General features: G+C 62.2%; 20 protein-coding genes. 14 read left to right on the top strand and 6 right to left on the bottom strand.

Annotated elements, in window-relative coordinates:
• Positions 1 to 73: 73 nt before the first annotated feature.
• From AC4P1R_RS08940 to AC4P1R_RS08895, 10 genes are all read left to right on the top strand, one after another.
• A complete protein-coding gene (locus tag AC4P1R_RS08940; RefSeq protein ID WP_492176658.1) occupies positions 74 to 1,288 on the top strand; it encodes a CaiB/BaiF CoA transferase family protein in 1,215 nt (404 codons plus the stop codon).
• Complete coding sequence (locus AC4P1R_RS08935; RefSeq protein ID WP_492176657.1) at positions 1,288 to 2,112, top strand: 3-ketoacyl-ACP reductase; 825 nt, start codon at positions 1,288 to 1,290, stop codon at positions 2,110 to 2,112. Before AC4P1R_RS08940 ends, AC4P1R_RS08935 begins: the two co-directional genes overlap by 1 nt.
• A 49-nt stretch (positions 2,113 to 2,161) precedes the next feature.
• Positions 2,162 to 3,655 (top strand): sugar ABC transporter ATP-binding protein, encoded by a 1,494-nt coding sequence (locus AC4P1R_RS08930; protein ID WP_492176656.1) that lies wholly within the window; start codon positions 2,162 to 2,164, stop codon positions 3,653 to 3,655.
• 10 nt (positions 3,656 to 3,665) lie between these two features.
• Positions 3,666 to 5,129: an aldehyde dehydrogenase family protein gene (locus AC4P1R_RS08925; RefSeq protein ID WP_492176655.1), complete on the top strand. Its 1,464-nt coding sequence runs from the start codon at positions 3,666 to 3,668 to the stop codon at positions 5,127 to 5,129.
• 3 nt (positions 5,130 to 5,132) lie between these two features.
• Complete coding sequence (locus AC4P1R_RS08920; RefSeq protein WP_069458245.1) at positions 5,133 to 5,975, top strand: Cof-type HAD-IIB family hydrolase; 843 nt, start codon at positions 5,133 to 5,135, stop codon at positions 5,973 to 5,975.
• Positions 5,968 to 6,960: an ABC transporter permease gene (locus AC4P1R_RS08915; protein ID WP_492176654.1), complete on the top strand. Its 993-nt coding sequence runs from the start codon at positions 5,968 to 5,970 to the stop codon at positions 6,958 to 6,960. The genes AC4P1R_RS08920 and AC4P1R_RS08915 overlap by 8 nt, the downstream gene beginning before the upstream one ends.
• Positions 6,961 to 7,018: 58 nt before the next feature.
• Complete coding sequence (locus AC4P1R_RS08910) at positions 7,019 to 7,969, top strand: substrate-binding domain-containing protein (RefSeq protein WP_069458247.1); 951 nt, start codon at positions 7,019 to 7,021, stop codon at positions 7,967 to 7,969.
• 62 nt (positions 7,970 to 8,031) lie between these two features.
• A complete protein-coding gene (locus tag AC4P1R_RS08905; RefSeq protein ID WP_492176653.1) occupies positions 8,032 to 8,997 on the top strand; it encodes a dihydrodipicolinate synthase family protein in 966 nt (321 codons plus the stop codon).
• Between the two features lie 3 nt (positions 8,998 to 9,000).
• The gene (locus AC4P1R_RS08900; protein WP_069458249.1) at positions 9,001 to 9,774 is read left to right on the top strand and encodes an enoyl-CoA hydratase/isomerase family protein; all 774 of its coding nucleotides are present in this window, start codon (positions 9,001 to 9,003) and stop codon (positions 9,772 to 9,774) included.
• 37 nt (positions 9,775 to 9,811) lie between these two features.
• Positions 9,812 to 11,392: a GMC family oxidoreductase gene (locus tag AC4P1R_RS08895; RefSeq protein WP_069458250.1), complete on the top strand. Its 1,581-nt coding sequence runs from the start codon at positions 9,812 to 9,814 to the stop codon at positions 11,390 to 11,392.
• Between the two features lie 235 nt (positions 11,393 to 11,627).
• Here the strand turns inward: AC4P1R_RS08895 and AC4P1R_RS08890 are convergent, their stop codons facing one another.
• From AC4P1R_RS08890 to AC4P1R_RS08865, 6 genes are all read right to left on the bottom strand, one after another.
• Positions 11,628 to 13,676 carry an ASKHA domain-containing protein gene (locus tag AC4P1R_RS08890; protein ID WP_492176652.1) on the bottom strand — a complete coding sequence of 683 codons (2,049 nt, stop codon included), beginning with the start codon at positions 13,674 to 13,676 and terminating at the stop codon, positions 11,628 to 11,630.
• A 19-nt stretch (positions 13,677 to 13,695) separates the two neighbouring features.
• Positions 13,696 to 14,034, bottom strand: a complete 339-nt coding sequence (locus tag AC4P1R_RS08885; protein WP_069458252.1) for a hypothetical protein — start codon at positions 14,032 to 14,034, stop codon at positions 13,696 to 13,698.
• A 1-nt stretch (position 14,035) separates the two neighbouring features.
• Positions 14,036 to 14,998, bottom strand: coding sequence for a methyltetrahydrofolate cobalamin methyltransferase (locus tag AC4P1R_RS08880; RefSeq protein WP_069458253.1), 963 nt, complete (start codon positions 14,996 to 14,998; stop codon positions 14,036 to 14,038).
• A gap of 143 nt (positions 14,999 to 15,141) precedes the next feature.
• Positions 15,142 to 16,233 carry a methylenetetrahydrofolate reductase gene (locus AC4P1R_RS08875; RefSeq protein ID WP_069458254.1) on the bottom strand — a complete coding sequence of 364 codons (1,092 nt, stop codon included), beginning with the start codon at positions 16,231 to 16,233 and terminating at the stop codon, positions 15,142 to 15,144.
• Positions 16,233 to 16,814 carry a methylenetetrahydrofolate reductase C-terminal domain-containing protein gene (locus AC4P1R_RS08870; protein WP_492176651.1) on the bottom strand — a complete coding sequence of 194 codons (582 nt, stop codon included), beginning with the start codon at positions 16,812 to 16,814 and terminating at the stop codon, positions 16,233 to 16,235. Before AC4P1R_RS08870 ends, AC4P1R_RS08875 begins: the two co-directional genes overlap by 1 nt.
• Positions 16,807 to 17,109 carry a virulence factor gene (locus AC4P1R_RS08865; RefSeq protein ID WP_492176650.1) on the bottom strand — a complete coding sequence of 101 codons (303 nt, stop codon included), beginning with the start codon at positions 17,107 to 17,109 and terminating at the stop codon, positions 16,807 to 16,809. Before AC4P1R_RS08865 ends, AC4P1R_RS08870 begins: the two co-directional genes overlap by 8 nt.
• A gap of 309 nt (positions 17,110 to 17,418) precedes the next feature.
• Here AC4P1R_RS08865 and AC4P1R_RS08860 point away from each other — a divergent pair, with 309 nt between their 5' ends.
• The 4 genes from AC4P1R_RS08860 (at position 17,419) to AC4P1R_RS08845 (ending at position 22,128) form a co-directional block, all read left to right on the top strand.
• Complete coding sequence (locus AC4P1R_RS08860; RefSeq protein WP_069458257.1) at positions 17,419 to 17,862, top strand: BA14K family protein; 444 nt, start codon at positions 17,419 to 17,421, stop codon at positions 17,860 to 17,862.
• Between the two features lie 407 nt (positions 17,863 to 18,269).
• Complete coding sequence (locus tag AC4P1R_RS08855) at positions 18,270 to 19,283, top strand: UDP-glucuronic acid decarboxylase family protein (protein ID WP_492176649.1); 1,014 nt, start codon at positions 18,270 to 18,272, stop codon at positions 19,281 to 19,283.
• On the top strand, positions 19,283 to 20,269 hold the full coding sequence (gene galE, locus AC4P1R_RS08850; protein ID WP_492176648.1) for a UDP-glucose 4-epimerase GalE: 987 nt from the start codon (positions 19,283 to 19,285) through the stop codon (positions 20,267 to 20,269). Before AC4P1R_RS08855 ends, galE begins: the two co-directional genes overlap by 1 nt.
• A complete protein-coding gene (locus AC4P1R_RS08845; RefSeq protein ID WP_492176647.1) occupies positions 20,266 to 22,128 on the top strand; it encodes a glycosyltransferase family 2 protein in 1,863 nt (620 codons plus the stop codon). Before galE ends, AC4P1R_RS08845 begins: the two co-directional genes overlap by 4 nt.
• Positions 22,129 to 22,176: the final 48 nt, after the last annotated feature.

Here is a 22,176-nt window from a genome sequence, read left to right as displayed (position 1 = left end):
TTCTAAGAGGCATTGACACGCTTGAGAAATTATGTGAAATCGATTTCTCGAAAACGACCAGCTGGAGGAAACGGTGCTGTTAGGAGGAATAAAGGTCGTCAGCTTCTGCCATTTTCTGCAGGGGCCTGCCGCCGATCAATATCTCGCAGACATGGGCGCTGACGTCATCAAGGTCGAACCTTTGACGGGCGCATACGAACGCCATTGGTCCGGAGCGGGCGTCTATGTCGAAGGCATGAGCGGCTTCTATCTCTGCGCCAACCGCAACAAGCGTTCGATCGCCATCGACCTCAAGAGCTCGGAGGGCAAGGAAGTCGCTCGACGCTTGATCGCTGGAGCCGACGTGGTGCTCGAAAATTTCCGGCCGGGTGTCTTCTCCCGGCTCGGCTTCGACCAGGCTGAACTGGACCGCCTCAACCCGACCCTCATCTTCGCATCGGCGAGCGGCTTCGGATCGAGCGGACCCATGGTCGACAAGCCGGGCCAGGACATCCTAGTTCAGGCACGCTCGGGTCTGATCAGCGTCACGGGGACGCCTGGAATCGGTCCGACTCCTGTGGGTGCAGCCGTCGTCGACCAGCATGGCGGCGCTCTGCTCGCCATGGGCATCCTCGGCGCGATCGTCCGCAAGCTCCGCGAGGGCAAAGGCACCCGAGTGGAAGGTAGCCTTCTCAACGCGGGGATCGACCTTCAAGGCGAACCGCTTGTGAATTGGTTCGCCGGAGGCATGGCCCGCGACGTCCTAAATCGCGAGAAGAATCTCGCAACGTGGTTCCATGAAGCGCCCTATGGCGTCTATCCGGCTCGAGACGGCCACGTTGTGGTTTCGTTATGCAAGGTTCCCGATCTCGCCAAGGCGGTGGAGAGCGACGACATGCGCGCGCTGCTTTCGAAGGACCGCTACGAGGATCGCGACGAGTTCGCCAAGGCCCTGGCTCTGGCGACGGCGAAGTTCAGTGTCGACGAGCTGGAGCAGCGCTTCGACAGCCATAATGTCTGGTGGGCTCCAATCCGCTATTACGACGAGCTTCTGAACGATCCGCAACTCGTCCATTCGGAAGTGTTCCGCAAGGTCCAGGTCAAGGGCCGCACCATTCATCTTGTGAACCATCCAAACCGATACGACGGCAAGGTTCCGGACCTCCGGGTTCTGGCGTTGGAGATCGGCGAGCACACGCGCGAAATCCTCTCCGAGCACGGATACTCGGCCTCGGAGGTCGAACAACTGTTGTCTGCGAACGCCGTCGTGGCGTCGCGGGGTGAAGCATCTGAGAGAGGGGCTGCGTGATGAAAGCGGATGTCAAGACGCGCGGGGAAGGACAAGCCAACGGTGGCGCGAGCGCCGTTCGTGGCGTGGCGGTCGTAACCGGCGGGCGTCGCGGTATCGGTCAGGCCATCTGCGTCGAATTGGCGTCGGCGGGCTTCGACATCGCAGTCGTCGACCTGCGCGACGATGAGACCGCCCAAGAAGCCGTCAAACTGGTCGAGGAACAGGGACGGCGAGCGTTGCTGTTGCAGTTGGACATCTCACAGACCTCCGATTACGCGTCCTTCCTAGACAAGGTCGAAACAGGTCTCGGCCCGGTCAATTGTCTCATCAACAACGCCGGAATTCAGGTTCCCGAGCGCGGTGATCTCCTCGAGGTCTCGGAAGAGAGCTTCGATCGTCTGATCGACGTCAACCTCCGCGGCACCTTCTTTCTGACGCAGGCCGTCGCCAAGCGGATGGTGGCGCGCGAAGGCGCTCCGGACAACAGGTCGATCGTCTTCATCACGTCCGCCAACGCTCATCTGGTGTCGCCGGAAAAGGGGCCGTACTGCATCTCGAAGGCGGGCCTATCCATGGCGTCCCAGCAGTACGCGTTGCGCCTCGCCGAACATGGCATCGGAGTTTATGAAATCCGTCCCGGTTTGATCATGACCGATATGACCGCGGATGTTTTCGAACGCTACTCGCCTCAGATCGAAAGCGGGGCGATTTGCGCCATCCGCCGATGGGGTCAACCGCAGGATATCGCGCGCGGCATCGCAACGTTGGTGACTGGCGGCATGCCGTTCAGCACGGGCGACGTCTACAACATCGGCGGCGGAATGCAGATTCCCCGGCTCTGATTTTTTTAACTTGGTCGTGAAATCGATTTCACGGACTGGAGACCTCGACATGGCATCCCCCATTCTTGAGATGAAAGGCATCCATAAGCGGTTCCCCGGCGTCTACGCGCTGAAGGATGTCAGCTTCGCCGTTGCCAAGGGAACCGTTCATGGGCTCGTGGGAGAAAACGGGGCCGGAAAAAGTACTCTGATGCGGATTCTGTCGGGGGCCTATCTGGCGACGGAAGGCCAGGTGGCAATCGACGGAAATGTCGTCGAAGCTCCCACGCCGGACAAGATGTTGCAGCTCGGCGTCGCCGTCATCTACCAGGAACTGGCCCAGGCACCGCACCTCACCGTCGCCGAGAACATCTTCCTCGGCCGCCTCCCCAAAACCTCGATCGGGACGATCGACTGGAGGAAGGCCAAGCTCGATGCCGCGCGAATCTTGAAGAAGCTGAACTTCGCGGTCGATCCCTCCGCCAGGATTGATCGTCTGAGTGTCGCCCAGCGTCAGATGGTCGAGATCGCCAAGGCAATCTCACGCGACGCCAGGATCGTCGTTCTTGACGAGCCGTCGGCGGTTCTTGGTGATAGCGAACTGGAAAATCTGTTCGAGCTGATCCGCACGCTCAGCCGGGAACAGGGCGTTTCCTTCGTCTACATCTCTCACCGTCTCAAAGAGCTCTACGAGATTTGCGACGACGTGACCGTCCTTCGCGACGGTCAGGTGATCTCGAGCGAACCGATCGCTCAGACGACTTCGGCGGACCTGATCCGCAAGATGGTCGGACGCGAGATGAACGACATCTTCCCGGGACGTGTGGCCCCCAAGCAGAACATCCGTCTCTCCGTGAACGGGCTCAACCGCAAGGGCAAGCTCAAAGACATCTCGTTTGACGTTCGCCGCGGCGAAATCTTCGGCATCTGCGGCCTTGCTGGTTCCGGCCGCACCGAAATCCTCAGGGCCATCGCGGGTGCCGATCCCGTCGACAGCGGCGAGGTCTCGGTCGACGGGAGCCAACTCGCGCTCGGCAAACCCCGCGCGGCGCTCGCGAAAGGCATCGGTCTTCTTCCCGAAGACCGCAAGACCGAGGGGTTGTTCCTTGACCAGTCCGTCGCGTTCAACGTCACGATCTCCTCCTTGGGCGAACTGGTCACGAGCGGCCTGCTTAGCGGGTCCAAGGAAAAGGGCATCGTCTCCAACTACATCAGCCAAATGCGGATCAAGACGCCGTCCGGGGCGACACGCGTCCGGACGCTCTCCGGCGGCAATCAGCAGAAATGCGGTATCGCCCGGCAGTTGAGCGCCGGCACGAGCATCCTGCTGGTCGATGAACCCACCCGCGGCGTCGATGTCGCCGCGAAACGCGAAATCTACGACCTTCTTGTTCAGGTCACCGCCAACATGGGCGCAAGCGTGGTGATGGTGTCGTCCGAGTTGCCCGAAATCCTCGGCCTCTGCGACCGCATTCTCGTCATGCGGCAAGGCGAGGTCGCCGCCATCCTCGAAGGCCAGGGCGCTACCGAGGAAGCCATCATGTCCCACGCAGTTTGGAATTGAGGAAAGCACGATGACTGTCCGTTCCTACACCCACTTCATCAACGGCCGTTTCGACGGAGCATCGACCGATTTCGTCGAGCGCAAAGCTCCCGCGACTGGCGAAACCGTCGCCACGTTCGCCTCCGGCACGCAGGACGACATGGACCGCGCCGTGGCGGCGGCACGCGAGGCCTTCGACAAGGGGCCCTGGCCGCAGATGAGCGGCATGGAGCGTGCCGAAATCCTGAACCGCTACGCCGATCTCGTCAAAGCCAACTTCGACAAACTGGTGCAGATCGAAGTCGAGGAAGTCGGCAAGCCAATCCGCTTCGCACGAGGCGACGTCTCCGGTGTCGTGGGTCTTATCCGCTACGCGGCCTCTCTCGCGATGCAGATGGTCGGATCAACCTACACGAACCTCGGTGCAAACAAGACCGCCCTCCTGATGCGCGAACCGATTGGCGTTGTCGCGCTCGTCACGCCCTGGAACTTCCCCGCCCTGATCCTGGCGCAGAAGGTGCCTTTCGCCCTGGCGGCAGGCTGCACCGCGGTGGTCAAGCCGTCAGAATTCACATCAGGCAGCGCCCTTGAGCTCGCCGCCCTAGCTGTCGAGGCTGGTGTCCCCGCAGGCGTGTTCAACGTCGTCAGCGGTAAGGGATCGGTCGTCGGCAAGACCCTGACCGAGCATCCCGGCGTCGATTTCATTTCGTTCACCGGATCAACCCGCGTCGGCCAGGAAGTCATGCAGGCCTCGTCCAAGAACGTCGTGAAGACTTCGCTGGAACTCGGTGGCAAATCCGCAAACATGGTCTTCGCGGACGCCAACCTCGACGACGCCGTCGACGGGGCGCTTATGGGCGTGTTCTTCAACAACGGCGAATGCTGCGTCTCCGGATCACGGCTGTTCGTCCAGAATTCGATCGCTGACGAGTTCATCGCCCGGGTAACGGAACGCTCTAAGAAGCTGAAAGTCGGCGATCCCTTCGACGAGGATACCGATATCGGCGCGATGATCGATCCGAAGCACCACGGCAAGGTCCTCGAGTACATCGACTCGGGCGTCGCCGAAGGTGCCAAGCTGCTCTCAGGCGGTGGAGCCGCATCCGGTGCCGGACACTTCGTGCAGGCCACCATCTTCGACCATGTCCAGCCTACGATGAAAATCTTCCAGGAGGAGATTTTCGGTCCGGTTCTTTCGATCACCCGGTTCGAGACCATGGAAGAGGTGATCGAGCTGGCCAACGACAGCCCTTACGGCCTGTCGAACTACGTCTGGTCGAAGAACATCGACACCGTGATGAACGTCGCCAAGCGGCTGAAGAGCGGGTGGGTACAGGCCAACACCGTCATCGACGGCGCGCCCCAGCTGCCGCTCACCGGGGTCAAGGGTTCGGGCTACGGCTACGAAATGGGCCAGGCCGGGTTCGAGGAGTTCACCCAGCTCAAGACGCTATTCATCCACACGGGGCCGCGTACTCCGGTCTTCGGGAGATAATCGATGTTTCCCGCTCGGCTGCTGGTCACCGACGTCGACCGCACACTCCTGACCCATGGCTATGAGCTTCCGACTTCCGTCGTCGGTTCGTTCCGAGCGCTTCGCGAAAGCGGGGTGCGCATCGTGCTCGCCACCGCCCGGTCGCCGGAAGCGATCAGGCCCTATGCCGAGCGGCTGGACGTGTCTGATCTCGTCATCTGCTTCAACGGCGGATGGGTCGGCGATGTCGCCTCGTCGGTTGCGCAGCGCGCAACCTCGATTGAAAGGTCGGCGGCGCTCAACGTGGTCGAGTTTGCCCTGGCACGGGGGTTGGCGACGCTCTGGTACGCCAATGGCAAGGTCTACACTGTCGGTCCAAACCCTGTGGCCGAACGTGAGGTCGTTATCACGGGCGAAACGCTCGCGGTGGTCGAGATGGTCGCCGACCTTCCTGGCGAGCCGGGGAAGATCATGTGCGTCCGCACCGATCCCCAGGATGCGGGTTTCGATGCTTTGAAGGATGCGTTCTCGAACAGCCTGATGGTGGCTGGATCACATTGGCGACTCTTGGAGGTCGGTCCGCTCGACGTGTCCAAGAGGGCGGCGATCGAAGTGCTCGCTGGCGAGTTGGGCATCGACGCGAAGGACTGTGTCGCCGCCGGCGACGCCGAGAACGATCTTGGCATGCTGCGTTGGGCCGGGACGGCTGTGACCGTCGCCAACGCGATCGATGAAATCAAGGCATTCGCAGCGTTCGTGGGCCCGTCGTGTGACGAGGGCGGCATGGCGGATGTCGCCGACTGGCTGAGGACCCGGCGTGTCGCCGAGGCGAACGCCGTCTCCCTGGGAGGAAAAGGACATGGTTGAAATGACAACCCAACATCATACCGCGAGCCAAGGCTCGATGCTCTCGCGATCCTGGTCCATGGCCCAAAGCCTTGGCCTCTTCTGGGTCCTGGTGATCCTTTGCGCCATCGCGATCTACCTTTCGCCCAGCTTCATCCAGGTCGGAAACCTGATGAACGTCGGCCGCCAGGTGGCGCTGTTCGGCATCGTCAGCGTCGGAATGACCTTCGTCATCCTGACGAGGGGCATCGACCTTTCCGTCGGCTCGATCGTAGGTGTGGTGGCGGTCACCACGGCGATGCTCCTCGCGAGCGGCATGTCCATTCCCTTGGTGATGGCGATCGCCTTGGTTCTTGGGGTCGTGTTCGGCGCGGTCAACGGCATCGGAATCGTGGCGTTCGGCATGCCTCCGTTCATCATGACGCTGGGCACGCTGGTCATGGGCCGCGGCATAGCGATGACCATCGCGAATGGCGAACCGCAGAATCTCGGCGACGCGACTGACGCCTTCTATTTCCTGGGCGGCGGCTTCCTGTTCGGAGTCCCGGTTCCGATCTGGATATTTGTGGCCGTCGCCGTCATCGCGTTCATCCTGCTGCGCTCGACGGCCTATGGACGGCAGGTCTACGCGGTCGGTTCGAACGCCGAGGCAGCGCGTCTGGCAGGCATCAACGTCAACGCCATGCTCATGTCGGTCTACGTGATCTCGGGGTTCCTCGCGGCGCTCACGGCTCTGATCACCGTCTCCCGTCTGACCGTCGGCGAGCCGACTGCCGGGACCAATCTCGAACTCGAAGCGATTGCGATCGTCGTCATCGGCGGCACGTCGCTCTTCGGCGGCGAAGGCTCGATCGTCGGCACCGTCATCGGCGCGGCCATCATCGCGGTCATCGCCAACATCCTCAATCTACTCGGAATCTCACCCTTCACCCAGCAGATCGTCAAAGGCGCGATCATCATCGCGGCGGTGATGTTCGAGGTCTATCGCCACAGGCAGCGGCACTAACAGTTCCTGATCGAAACAATCAGGGGAATCACGGAAGTCTCAACAGGAGGAGTGAACTATGAATACCAATCGCAGGCAGTTTCTCAAGCTCACCGCAGCACTGACGACCGCGGCGGCGCTCGCCGGATCGGCACGCGGGGCCTTTGCCGCCGACAAGATCAAGATCGGCTTCAGCCAGGGCACGATGAACCATCCATGGCGCATCGCCATGGTCGAAGTGAACAAGAAGTTCGCCGAGGCAAACTATCCTGAGGTCGAACTCATCGTCACGGACGGCAACAACGATGCGTCGAAGCAGGTCGCCGACGTCGAAAGTCTGGTCGCCCAGGGGATCAATGTCCTGGTCATTTCGCCGCTGACCGCGCAGGCCCTGACACCCGTCGTCAAGGACGCGATGGCGAACGGCATCCCGGTGCTCACGCTGGACCGCAAGGTCAACACGGAAGTCACGTGCCACATGGGCGGTGCCAACCTGCCGCTCGGCGAAGGTGCGGCCAAGTTCCTGATGAACGCGCTGCCTGACGGTGCCAAAATCATCGAACTGCAGGGCACGGCCGGCGCTTCGGCGACGCTCGACCGCCACAAGGGCTTTGCGGAAGTCATCGCGGGCAACAGCAAGTACGAGGTCGTCGCCGACCAGAACTGCGACTACACCCGCGACAAGGCGGTGAAGTTCATGGAAGACATGGTCCAGCGCTTCAAGGCGGGCGAAATCCAGGCGGTCTACGCGCACAACGACGAAATGGCGCTCGGCGCGGTCCAGGTGCTCGAAGCTGCCGGCCGCCTCGATGGCGTCAAGGTGATCGGCATGGACGGCCAGAACAACGCGTTCGATGCCATCAAGGCCGGGAAGATGTCGGCCTGCTTCATCTATCCCTATTGCGCGCCGGAAGGCATCCAGGCCGCCCACAAGATCGCCAAGGGCGAAGCCATCGAAAAGGAAATCGTCCTGCCGACCGTCGAAGTCACTTCGGCGAATGTCGATCAGTTCGTCGGCAAGGGCATCTGACAACCACGAAGCCGGGCCGCGTTTCAGGACGCGGCCCACTATCCACAAGAAGGAAAAGCGCGATGGCATCCGTTCGCCACTATGACAAGCCCCATGGGGTTATTCCCGCGGTTCTCATGCCCTTCACAGCCGACATGGAGGTGAATGAGAAGGCGTATCGCAAGCATCTCGGCGATGTCAGCGGTGTCGAAGGCATCACCGCAATCACGATCAATGGCCACGCCGCGGAAGTCGCCTCGCTGACGATGGAAGAGCAGTTCAGGGCGATCGCCGTGACCAAGGAAGAGCTTCAGGAGCGTGTTCCCACGATCGTCGCAGTCTACACGAATTCGAGCCTCGAAGCGGCGAGGATCGCGCGCAGAGCGCAGGATGAAGGCGCGAATGGCCTTCTGGTCTTTCCGCCGGAAGTGATGGTTCTTGGCGGCCATATACTCCCGGAGATGATCCTCGAGCATTACAAGCGCATCACGCACGCTTCCGATCTCCCAATCATCCACTACCAGTTCCCGGTCAACTCGAACCTCGCGATCCCGTTGCCGACGCTTCTGGAACTCTGCACCCGGTTCCCTTCGATCAAGGCCATCAAGGACAACTGCGGCGACGGCAACCTGCATGAGCGCCAGATTCGCGAGCTCAAGGCCTTGGACCGCCCGGTCAACACCGTGACGACTCACAGTTCCTGGCTCCTCGGCTCCTTGGCGCTCGGCTGTGACGGCTTGCTTTCCGGCGCGGGTTCGGTGATCGCCAATCTTCAGGTGGCGCTCTTCCGGGCAGTCCAGGCGGGCGATCTCAACGCGGCCAGGGCGATCAACGACAAAATCTACCCGACCGTCAGGGCGTTTTACGACCATCCGCTGCTCGACATGCACAATCGCATGAAGGAGGCGCTTGTCATTCTCGGTCGTTGGGACGGTGCCCATGTCCGTCCGCCGCTGGTCAAGCCTACCGCCGCCGAGATCGAGAAGATTAGGCGTTGCGTGGCGCAGGCGGGTCTGACATCTGAGACCGTCTACAAGAAGGTGGCGTGATCCATGACCGCACTCGTGCTGAGAGACAGTCCGTCGCCAGGTGTCGTGCACCTGACGCTCAATCGTCCGGAGAAACTGAACGCCTTGTCGAAAGAGCTCCTCGCGGAGCTCGTCGACCTGCTGCGCGAAGCGGCGGCCGACGAGGGCGTTGGTTGCGTGATTTTGACGGGAAGCGGGCGGGCCTTCTCGGCGGGTGCGGACATAACCGACATGCTGGAGCGCGGAGTGGCGTCCTACGTCGATCCCGACAGGCTTGCCCGGTGGCGGGAGATCGAGAATTTCCCCAAGCCGATCATCGCGGCCGTCAACGGCTTCGCCCTCGGGGGAGGGCTGGAACTGGCTCTCGTCTGCGACATCATCCTCGCCTCGGACACGGCGAAGTTCGCCGCGCCCGAGATCAAGATCGGTTCATTCCCCGGGGACGGCGGCACCCAGCGACTTCCGAGGTTCGTTGGTCGCTCGTTTGCGATGCAGATGGTACTGACCGGGGAGATGGTCGATGCCGGGCTGGCCGAACGCAAGGGTCTCGTCAGCGAGGTGCTGCCCGCCGACGGGCTACAGAAGAGAGCAATCGAGTTAGCCGCGAACATCGCGCGGAAATCGGTCGCGATCACTCCCTACGCCAAGAGGGCCGTTAAGGCTGCCGACGAGCACCCGCTGGAGACAGGTCTCGAAATCGAGCGCCAACTGACAATTGAAGCATTCGCAACCGAAGACAGAATGGAAGGTCTCCGGGCCTTCGCCGAGAAGCGTGAGCCCTTGTTCAAGGGGCGATAACCGCTTCGGCGGCCATGTACACCGGGAGGATAGGATCATGGAAAAGTACGACTACATTGTTACGGGCGCAGGTTCTGCCGGATGCGTGATCGCCAATCGGCTGACTGAGGACCCTTCGGTCAAAGTTCTCCTGCTGGAAGCTGGTTCGCGCGACTGGAATCCCATGATCCATATTCCCGGCGGCCTGGGCAAACTGTTTGGCCCGGGCGTGAACTGGCGCTTCCAGACGGTACCCCAGAAGAATCTCGACAACCGCTCGATCTGGTATCCGCAGGGCAAGACCCTCGGCGGCTCCAGTTCGATTAACGCCATGATCTATATCCGCGGCCAAAAAGAGGATTATGATAACTGGGCTGCGCTCGGTAACGACGGCTGGTCTTACGATGACGTGCTGCCATATTTCCGAAAGTCGGAGGACAACGAGCGGCTTGCGAACAAATATCACGGCCAAGGTGGCCCGCTCTGGGTCTCCGATCAGGTCAAGCCGCATGAGCTTTCGAAGGCGTTCGTCAGGTCCTGCCAGACATGGGGGCTGCCCTACAATCCGGACTTCAATGGTGAGACCCAGTATGGCGCAGGACTTTACCAGGTGACCTGCCGTGATGGTCGACGTCGGAGTTCGGCCGTCTCTTACCTCCGTCCGATCAAGTCCAGGAAGAACCTCACAGTCCGCACTGGATCGCGAGCGATCCGCATCGTGTTGGAAGGCGATCACGCAGTCGGAGTCGAAGTCGCCGAGGGCAAAAACCTCCGAACGATCAGGTGCGACAGGGAAGTCATCGTGACGAGCGGCGCGATCAACTCGCCGCGGTTGTTGATGCTTTCGGGAATCGGGGATGCCGACGAACTCAAGAAGGTCGGGATCGCTCCCAAGATTGACCTCAAGGGGGTCGGCAAGAACCTGCAGGACCATCTCTGCTCGAATGTCCATGTCAGCCTCAAGGACCCGATCAGCTACGATGGTCAGGATCAGTTCCCGCATTCGATCAAGCATGGGCTGCATTGGCTCCTCTATCGCGGTGGACCTGCTGCATCCGTCATCGTGGAGGGCGGCGGGTTTGCCTCGAGCGAAGGCAATGGCCGCCCCGACATGCAAATTCATATCGCCCCCGCGATGGTCGTTCGGGGCGGGCAGACGCGGCTTGACGGCCACGGGTTCACCGTCAACACGACGTTCCTGCGGCCGCGCAGTATCGGTTCTGTTTCGCTGAAGTCGTCCGATCCAGCGGACATGCCGCTCATCGACCCCAACTATCATTGTGAGCAGTACGATCGGGACATGTCGTTGAAGTCCATCGAGACGACACGCGAGATTCTCGCCCAACCCGAAATCGCTAAGTACATCAAGGTGGAGCGCCTTCCTGGTCCGGACGCCAAGAGCAAGGAGGATATAATGGCGTATGTGCGCCAGTACGCCTGCTGCGACTATCATCCCGTGGGAACCTGTAAGATGGGCATCGACGATGAGGCCGTTGTCGATCCGAAGCTTTCGGTGAGAGGAGTCCATGGACTCCGAGTGGCAGACTCATCCATCATGCCAGTTCTGTTAAGTGGCAACACAAACGGCCCATCGATGATGATCGGTGAGAAAGCTGCAGATTTGATCAAGGCGGCCTAGGGACAGCGTGTCCAAATTGCTATTCGATGCCGATGCCCGCTGTTGGCGCAACTTGCTCGTTCAGATGAGCAGGACGAAGGGCCGTCTTCCACCCATCGCGGCCATTTATCACGGGTGGCAAGCTTAGGATTTTCAGCACCAGCCTTCACGCTGCGGGACTTGCAGCGAGTACCTCGTCTGCCGTCGTCAGTCTCGTTCGGTGCTTCGCCCGATCCAAGGCCGATTACCGTCAAACCTATTCGCGGCTCCGTCGCCTTCTGCGGCCGCCCGCTTCGCCCTCTTCCGCCAGCACCTTGCGCGCGGGCAGGGCAACGGCCTCGGCGAGTTTCGGGAACGCATCCACTTTGTTGGGCATCGCCATGGCGTTGACGAAGTGCTCCTGAAACTTCGATTCAAGAGCCGTCTCTATCTTCTCGATTTTGCTGACCGTTTCCTCGATCTCGCGACGGTGGCCGCGGTTCAGGAGGCACATGCGCGCGCCGGTACCGGCGGCATTGCCGACCGCCTTCACCTTGGCGAGATCGCAGTCCGGGATGAGGCCGAGGACCATCGCATATTTCGGATCGATGAAAGTCCCGAAGGCACCGGCGAGGCCGATGCGGTCGACGTGGTCTATGCCCTGCTTGTCCATCAGCAGCTTGACGCCGGCATAGAGCGCCGCCTTGGCGAGCTGGATGGCGCGCACGTCCCCCTGCGTCACCACGATCTTCGGCTGGCCCTCGTGAAGAAGGTAGGAGAAGGTGCGGCCGTTCTGCAGGATGCGTGGCGAGCGGGCAGTAAGCGAACCGTCGACGACGCCGTCTTCGGAGATGATGCCGGCGAGGAACATTTCGGCGATCACTTCGATGATGCCGGAACCGCAGATGCCGGTGACGCCGACCGCCGCCGCCGCTTCGGCGAAGCCCGGCTCGTCAGACCAGGGCTCGATACCGATCACGCGGAAACGCGGTTCGAGCGTGACCGGGTCGATGCGCACACGCTCGATGGCGCCCGCCGCCGCCCGCTGCCCACAGGAGATTTCCGCGCCTTCGAAGGCGGGCCCCGTCGGCGAGGAGGCAGCAACCGTGCGGATCCAGTTGCCGAGCACGATTTCCGCATTGGTGCCGATATCGACGAGCAGCATCATCTCGTCCTGGCGATGCGGCCCCTCGGTCAGAGTTGCTCCGGCTGCGTCGGCCCCCACGTGTCCGGCGATGCAGGGCAGCACATAGACGCGGGTGCCGCGGTTCATGGAAAGGTCGAGTTCATGCGCGGCGGCCCGCACCGCGCCGGAAACAGCCAGCGCGAAGGGCGCGCCGCCGAGTTCCGTCGGGTCAATGCCGAGAAAGAGGTGGTGCATGATCGGATTGCCGACGAAGACCGCCTCAAGAACGTCCTCGCGCGAAACGCCGCCCTGAGAGCAGACCCGTTCTATCAGGCCGTTCAGCGCCTCGCGCACGGCCTTGGTCATCGCCGCGCGGCCGTCCGGGTTCATCATCACGTAGGAAACGCGGCTCATCAGATCCTCGCCGAAGCGGATCTGCGGGTTGGATGTGCCGGCAGAGGCGACCGTACGGCCGGACAGAAGCGATGACAGATGCATGGCGATCGTCGTCGAACCGATGTCGCAGGCGATCCCGTAGGCCTCGTTCTTCAACCCCGGATAGAGCGCGATCATGCGCGGGCGCTCATGCTCATCGTCGCGATGGATGGCCGCCGTCACCTTCCACTCGCCCTTGCGCAGGATCGCCTGCACCTGCGGCAGAATGTGGAAATCCACGTCAAGCTCGGTGAAGCCCCAATCGGTCGCGAGCGCCGCCTTCAGCCGGTCGAGATCGCCGAGCGGCTTGTGCATGTCCGGCTCCTCGATCTCGACATAGCACATGTGGATCGAGGCGTTGCGTTCGATGACGCGCTCGTCGGAATCCTTGCGCACGACCTGGGCGTTGACGGCGACGTCCTGCGGCACGTCGATGACGAGATCGCCCTGCACTGTGGCAGAGCAGGAGAGGCGCCGGCCTTCCTTGAGGTCGCGCTTGTCGGCATAGCGCATTTCCTTCGGGCCGAATTCGGAAATGTGACCGTTGGAGGAGGTTATGCCGTGCTTGGCGAACTGGCCCTCCTGGACTTCCACCTGGCAGCGCCCGCAAATGCCCCGCCCGCCGCAGACGCTCTCGACATAGACGCCGAGCGAGCGTGCCGCATCGAGGATCGGAGTGCCGACCGGGAACCGGCCGCGCTTTCCCGACGGCATGAAGAGCACCAGCGGATCGGTCTTGTTGTCCTTCGGTGGCACGTTCAGCATCTTTCTTCTCGTCTGCCGACTATTTCACAAGTCTGCGGGCATTCGCCCGAACACGCTTTGCGTAGGGGCGAAGCGCTGCCGCCGCCACGCGATTGCGGCCGGCCGTCGCCGCCTTCCCGCCGGTGGCAATCGCAGCGGCTGCGTTCATGCCTTCCTTCATCAGGGCCATATTGGCGGCAACGGCGCATTCGGCCGCCGCTGCCATTTTCTCCGTCACCATCCTGCTTGCCTCGGCGTAGTCGGCCGCCGATCCGGTCATGGCGGCCATGGCCATCGCCTGCGTACGCGTGGCGATCACCAAAGGCGCCTGAAACCAAAGCGCGGTCAGATCACGAGCAAGGGAGTGGTGTTTGGCCATGTCACTCCGCCCTTGCGCTGCCGCCGGCGCGTGCCGCGCGTCCGCCGCGACGTCCGCCGCCACCGGCCGGTGCCGCGGCCGCTACCACATGGCCGCCCTCGGCCGGCTTGTGGTCGCGATAGGTCATGATCCAGTGGCCGCAGTTCGGATCGGTGCCGTTCAGAACGTTGGCCGCGCGTACCGCTTCCATTTCCTGCGGGCGGCAGGGGTTCATGATGGCGGAGGTCATGCCGGCGCCGATCACCATCGGAATGAAGCCGGCATTGATGCCGTGGCGATGCGGCAGGCCGAAGGAGATGTTGGAAAGGCCGCAAGTAGTGTTGACCTTGAGCTCTTCGCGCAGACGGCGCAGCAGCGCGAACACCTGCTGGCCGGCCGATCCGAGCGCGCCGATCGGCATGACGAGCGGATCGACGACGATGTCGTGCGGCTTGATGCCGTAGTCGGCGGCGCGCTCAACGATCTTCTTGGCGACGGCGAAGCGGACGTCCGGATCCATGGAGATACCGGTCTCGTCGTTGGAGATCGCCACCACCGGCACGTCGTATTTCTTGACGAGCGGCAAGATCGCCTCGAGCTTTTCTTCCTCGCCGGTGACCGAGTTGACGAGCGGGCGCCCCTTGGCGACCCTGAGACCGGCCTCGATCGCCGCTGTCACCGAGCTGTCGATCGACAGCGGCACGTCGACGAGACCCTGGACGATCTCGAGCGTCTTGACGAGCAGCGGCGGCTCGGTCTCGTTCGGGTTGACGGCGGTCACGCCGGCATTGACGTCGAGCATCGTGGCACCTGCGGCAACCTGCTCCAACGCGTCCTTGATGACGGTCTCGAAGTTGCCTTCGATCATTTCGGCGGCGAGCTTCTTGCGGCCGGTCGGATTGATGCGTTCCCCGATGACGCAGAACGGCTGGTCGAAGCCGATGACGATCTCGCGGGTAGCAGATGCAACGATGGTGCGGGTCATGAAAGGTCCTCTGGTCCTGTGGCGTGGCCCTATTTAATGGGCTGGTTCTCGGTTTGTAAGACGCCGGATGAGCCGATGCGCCTGTTTGTCCGTCGCGTCATAAGCGAAAGGTGCGACCTTGTCGCGCCTTTGCCGCGTATTCGTCAATGCGGGTGGTGTGCCGCGGCTTCCGCCATCTGCTGCTGATTTTCCTCTATGCCTTCGCGAATGTGCTCGAGCCGCTCGGCGACCAGCGTATCGGTTGGGGCGGCCTCGCGCTGCCACGGCCGACGGCCCTTCAGCACGCCCGATTCATGGACGATTTCCGCGACATACTCTTCCTGGCGGTAGGCCATCACGTGGACGCCCGAGACGCCCTCGATCTCCTTCACCTCGTTGATGATGTCGATGCAGAGCTGCTTGCCTTCCTTTTTCTGGTCCTGAGCTCCCTCCAGCCGCTTGACGATGCTGTCGGGGATGTGGATGCCCGGCACGTTGGAGCGGATCCAGCGGGCCGTCTTGGCGGAGGCCATCGGGCCGACGCCGACCAGGATAAAGCACTTCTCGTGCAGGCCGAGATCGCGCACCTTGTTCATGTATTCGCGGAACATCGGCACGTCGAAGCAATACTGGCTCTGCACGAACTGGGCGCCGGCCTCGATCTTTTTCGCGAGCCGATAGGGCCGGAAGTCGTAAGGCGGGGCGAAAGGGTTGATCGCCGCGCCGAGAAAGACCTGCGGCGGCGTCGTCAGCTTGCGGCCCGACAGGAACTTCGAATTGTCGCGCATGGTGCGGACGGTCTGGAGCAGCGACATGCAGTCGAGGTCGAAGACCGGCTTCGCTCCCGGCTGATCGCCGGCCTGTACGCCATCGCCCGTGAGACACATGATGTTCTGCACGCCCATGGCCGAAGCGCCGAGCACGTCGCCCTGTATGGCGATGCGATTCTTGTCGCGGCAGGCGATCTGCATGATCGGGGCATAGCCCATGCGCGTCAGCAATGCGCAAATGCCGACGGACGACATGTGGCAATTGGCGCCGGAGGCATCGACCGCATTGATGCCGTCTACCCAGCCGTCGAAGACCGAAGCGCGCTCGTAAACGTCCTCGGGGTTTGCGCTGTCCGGCGGGTTGAGCTCGGCCGTGACCGCGAACTCGCCACGGCGCAGCACGCGCTCCAGCCGGCCTCTCGAGGAGTGGCCGGGCAGGGGCTCGAGGGGGGCGCCGGGATCGTGCGGGTTGATGTCCGGACTCATTACTGGACTTCCTTCTTCAATTCTTCACGCCGAGCGGCGGCTTCTGCCGTCACCCGCAGCCAGGAGGAGGTTTCCCGTAGCGACTGGTTGACCGGCTTTTGCACGTTCATGATGGCGTCGCCTTTGACCATACTCTGCGAGCCCTTCCAGGCCTGTACCCACACGCACGGCATGTCCGGCTCGACCTCGCAATGGCCATTGGCGCGCACGCCGCCGCAGGGGCCGTTCCTGAGCTGCTTCGGACAGTTCATCGGGCAGGACATGCCGGTCGAGGACAGCGCGCACTGGCCGCACATCCGACAGTCGAAGAGAAAACCCTTCACGTGGCGCTCGACGAAAGTCACCGGCCGCTCGACCCGCGAGTAACCGATGGCGCTCCAAAGCGGGTGCAGCATCAGGAACATGTCGGCGAAACGGTTATAAAACCACTCGAGGAAGCGCGAGTGGCGAACCGCCCAGAGCCGGACGGTGTACTTGTGGCGCGCGCGGCGGCTCGGCGAGACATTGTTTGGCGTGTAGGCACCCGTCGCCGCCTTCTTGGCGGGCTGGGCATTGCCGGTGACGACTTTTGGATCAGGCATTTTCGCGCCCTCCAGCCTTGACGAGGACGACGAGCCGCTCCTTGTCGTAAGCGGTCTCCAGTTCGGCCGCCGCCTTGTCGGCTTCGGCCTCGAGGTCGTCCGAAACCGGAACGGGATCGGACTTGCGCCACTCGGAGAGATAATCGTCGGTTTCCGCCGCGCCGGTGCGCATGGCGCACATGTCGATCGCCTCGGTGAAGCGAAGCGAAAGTTCGCGTTTGGCGCTCTTGCGGCCCTGCTTGATGATGACCTGGGCGGGGATGTCGCGCCAGTAGACAATAATGCGGTCTGCCATCGGATTCCTGTTCTCCTCTAAAGCGGACAATGCGCATGTCCGCTGTGTCGTGGCTCACCTTGGCACGACGTCGGATATGTCCAAAAACGACGCTCCACACCGGCCGTTTCCGGGCCAGTCGGGTCCGTCCGACGGCGGCAGTCACGTCATGCAGCGTCTCCTCGGTCGGAGAGGTGCAGGCTGTCGTGTACACGAGCGAGCGTGCATCGGAACTCCATATGTATTTTAGAATATCGCGATAATGATGTTCATGGCAGGTTCAGACTGGAAGGACCACCATCCGCGCATTCGAAGCAAACAGGTGTTGAGATGAAGAAGATCGGAGCCATCCTTCTTGCCGCTGCGACGGCCTTTACCAGCTACGTTCCAGCGCAGGCCATGCCGGCTGCGTCCATTGCCGTAACCCAGCCAAACGATATTGATCTGGTACGGCATCGCCGCTGGCGCGACCGCGAACGTCATCATGGCTGGTATAACGGTCATCGGGGCTATCGCCATCACCGGCACGGCTACCGCAGGCATAGTGACGGCTGGTGGTATCCGTTGGCGGCCTTCGGGGCGGGCATGGTCATCGGCGGTGCGATAGCGGCGCCTCCGCAGCCGCGTTACGCCGCCCCGCGTTACGCGGAGCCACGTTTGCCGGCGCGCCACGTCAGTTGGTGCTACAACCGCTACCGCTCCTATCGGGCCTGGGACAACTCCTTCCAGCCTTACAGTGGCCCGCGGCAGGCGTGCTATTCGCCTTATAATTAATTTTCGACCCGTTCGCCGACCGGCGAACGGGCTTTCGGCAGATCCCTCGGGCTTCGGATCGGCTGCAAACATCATCCTGTCCAATCGAGACACCGGAGCCTGGAGCGGGATCGCCTCCCGCGGTATTCATCGACCGTCCCCTTTTTGCGGTAGGACCCAACTCTTTTTGAGCAGAAATGTACGGCGGGATAACTATCGGGATTGAATGATAACGACAATCTACCCCGAATGGTTGTAGGATTTTCACACCGATTAGCCGAAGTACTGCAGAAGTTCAGCATTGCCTATTTTTGTAAGGTACGTTTATATCACCTAATAATTCCTATTTTGGCGAATGTCTGTTTTTTATAGTAAAATATTTCTGGGGCTTTTCGGTGAACTATTTTCGAAACGACGCAAGAAGTATTTTGTCTGCGACGAAAGAGAATGATGAAGCAGGGCGCTCTCGGAAACGACACAAGCGAATACTCGTTACCGGGGGCGCCGGCTTCCTGGGGTCGCATCTCTGCGAACTGCTTCTCGGCGCTGGACACCAGGTCGTCTGCCTCGACAATTTCTCGACAGGGTTGAGGCGCAATATCGCCCGGCTGAAGCGCTTCGATACCTTTCGCGTCATCGCTCACGACATCGTGGAGCCGCTCGATCTCGAGGCGGACGAAATCTACAATCTCGCCTGCCCAGCGTCGCCGCCGCATTACCAGGCCGATCCGATTCAAACGACGAAGACCTGCGTGATCGGGTCGCTCAACCTTCTGGAGCTCGCGGCTCGCCGTGGCGCGCGCATCCTCCAGGCATCGACGTCCGAGGTCTACGGCGATCCGCAGGTTCATCCGCAGGTGGAAGCCTATTGGGGTAACGTCAACTCCTTTGGTCCGCGCTCTTGCTACGACGAGGGCAAGCGCTGCGCCGAAACCCTATTCTTCGACTTCCACAAGGCCCGCGGCGTCGAGATCAAGATCGTTCGCATCTTCAATACCTATGGTCCCAGGATGCGCCCGGACGACGGACGCGTCGTGTCCAACTTCATCGTCCAGGCGCTGAAGGGGGAGGACATCACCGTATATGGCGACGGTTCGCAAACCCGTTCCTTCTGTTTCGTCGACGATCTGATCGACGGGTTGGTGCGGCTGATGGGGTCGCCGGCTTCGCTCACCGGGCCGGTCAATCTTGGCAACCCGGGAGAGTTCACGATCGCCGAGCTCGCTGAACAGGTGATCCAATTGACCGGCTCGCGGTCAAGGATCGTCCGCCAGCCGCTGCCCGTCGACGATCCGCGGCAACGCCGCCCCGACATCTCGCTGGCGGGGCGGGAACTCGGCTGGCGGCCGACCGTCGACCTGTCGGCAGGCCTTGCCCAGACCATCCGCTATTTCGACGGGCTTCTTTCCCTGCCGAGGCGGAATGTCCTGGAGCCGGTCTGATGGGCGCCCCGCCTATTCTTGTGACGGGTGGCGCCGGCTATATCGGCAGCCATACCGCAAAATGTCTCCGCCTCGCCGGGATCGAGCCGGTGGTCTACGACAACCTGACGACGGGAAACCGCTCCGCGGTACGCTGGGGACCGTTCGTGCACGGGGATGTTCTCGACACGAGCCGTCTGATCGGCGTCATCGAACACTATCGACCGGTCGCCGTCATTCATTTCGCGGCATCCGCCTATGTCGGCGAGTCCGTCGCCGACCCTGCCAAATATTACAACAACAACGTTCGTGGAACGCTGTCACTCCTCGATGCCTGCCGGGCGACGCGTCTCGGCAAACTCATCTTTTCGTCGAGCTGCGCCACCTACGGCATACCGAAAGTGTTGCCGATCGACGAGGCGACGCCGCAGCAGCCGATCAATCCCTACGGCAAGACAAAGCTGATCGCCGAGCACATGCTGGCGGACTATGGCGCGGCCTTCGGCCTCACTTACGTGTCGCTGCGATATTTCAACGCCTGCGGCGCTGATCCGGAGGGCGACCTCGGCGAATGGCACGATCCGGAGACGCATCTCATCCCGCGGGCACTGATGGCCGCGGCGGGGACGATCCCGCATCTGGAGGTATTCGGTGCCGACTACGAGACGCCCGATGGGACATGCATCCGCGACTATGTCCATGTGGCGGACCTTGCAATCGCCCATGTGCTTGCCTACCGGCATCTCGAAAACGGCGGCGGCAGCCTCGCGCTTAACCTCGGTACCGGCCACGGGCTTTCGATCAAGGAGGTTCTTCGCACGATCGGCGAACTGACCGGCCGCGCCGTCCCGGTCGTCTTTCACCAGCGGCGCTACGGCGATCCGCCGGCGCTCTATGCGGATGCGAGCCTTGCGCAGCGCAGCCTCGGCTTCCTGCCGCAGTTCTCCGACCTCGAAACCATCGTGCGAACGGCCGCACCTTTCTTCGGGCTGGAGGTGCGGTCATGATTCGCCTTGACGCCAGTGGGAAAGCGGAGGCACGGCGCGGCGGCGAACCGCTGCTCGTCCCGCTTTTTACGGGCTATCGCCGCATCGAATACCTGGCCGGAGCGGGTCTCTGGATTGCCGCGCTCGTCTACTTTTGGAACTGGTGGCTGGAGCCGCGCCACCACGTGGACGCTTTAAGCAGCATCGCGGTGACAGTGGTCCTTGCCTGGGTCACCTTGCTGCCGGGGTATTTCATCGCTGTCTTCTACCGTGCGAAGAAGCCGAACGGGCCGCTGCGGCTGCCGGAAGGCAGCCGTGTGGCGATGGTCGTCACCAAGGCACCGTCCGAGCCCTTTTCCGTCGTATCGAAGACATTGACAGAGATGCTCGCCCAGGATGTGCCGCACGACACCTGGCTCGCGGACGAGGACCCGTCAGCGGCGACGCTGGACTGGTGCCGGAGGAATCGTGTGTTCGTCTCGACCCGCAGCGGACGCAGCGATTACCACCGGACCACGTGGCCGCGGCGCACGCGTTGCAAGGAGGGCAACCTCGCGTTCTTCTACGATCATTACGGCTATGATCGCTATGACTTCGTCGCCCAACTCGACGCGGACCACGTTCCCGAGCCCGGCTATCTGCGTGAGATGCTGCGCCCCTTTGCCGATCCGAAGGTGGGTTATGTCTCGGCGCCCAGCATTTGCGACCGGAACGCGGCCGAGAGTTGGTCGGCCCGCGGGCGGCTCTATGCAGAGGCGAGCATGCATGGCTCGCTGCAGGCCGGCTACAATGGCGGCCTCGCTCCGCTCTGCATCGGCTCTCATTACGCGGTGCGCACCGCGGCGCTCAAGAATATCGGCGGGCTCGGACCCGAACTGGCGGAGGATCATTCGACGACGTTGATGATGAATGCTGCCGGCTGGCGCGGCGTACACGCGCTCGATGCCATCGCGCATGGCGACGGGCCGCGCACTTTCGCCGATCTGGTTACCCAGGAGTTCCAATGGTCACGCAGCCTCGTCACGCTGCTGCTGCAATATTCGCCGCGTCTGGTGGGCCGGCTGTCGCTGCCGCTGAAATTCCAGTTTCTCTTCGCGCAGCTCTGGTATCCGCTTTTCGCCTGCTTCATGGCCGCGATGTATGCGATGCCGACTATCGCGCTCGCGCGCGGCGAGACGTTCGTTGCGGTCACCTACCCGGATTTCCTGCTCCATTTTGCACCGCTTTCGATCATCCTCGTGTTCCTGGCCTATCGCTGGCGGGCGTGCGGTTCTTTCCGCCCCCATGACGCGAATGTTCTGAGTTGGGAATGCATGTTCTTCCTCTTTGCGCGTTGGCCATGGGCGCTCGCCGGCACGGCGGCGGCACTACGCGATTGGCTCACCGGATCCTTCGTGGACTTTCGCGTCACGCCGAAGGGGGCGTCCGAGGTCGATCCGCTGCCCTTGCGCGTGCTGGCGCCGTACGTGGTTCTCGCCGTCGCAGCAGTGTTGCCGGTTCTCATCGTCAGCGATGCCGACAAGGCCAAGGGCTTCTATCTCTTCGCGATTCTCAATGCGGCGATCTACTGCATGCTACTTATGGTCATCGTCGCACGCCATGCGCGGGAGAACGCACTTGTCAGGGCGCCGCGCTTCTATCGGCCGACAATGGCGGTTGGGCTTGCCGCACTCGTCGCCTTGCCCGGGATCGCGACGGCGGAGCACGGAAAGCAAGGACTCGAGGCACTCGCCTGGGGGACGGGTAGCTTGGGGATGGGGCGCCTGCGCCTATTCGAAGAGCGCTATGGCGCCGCCGGTGCCGGGCAGGGTGGTGACAGACTGCGCAGGATCGTTTTCCGACCCCGCCTGGTCTCCGTGCCGGTGGAAGAGGTGCGCTGAGGATCAAAGGATGACGGCAACATCGACAAATCGGGAGACTGGCCGCGG

The organism is Sinorhizobium sp. Y406, assembly GCF_058732025.1.
Note: the sequence above shows the minus strand (reverse complement) of the source record. Positions and strands in the feature narration are given on the sequence as shown.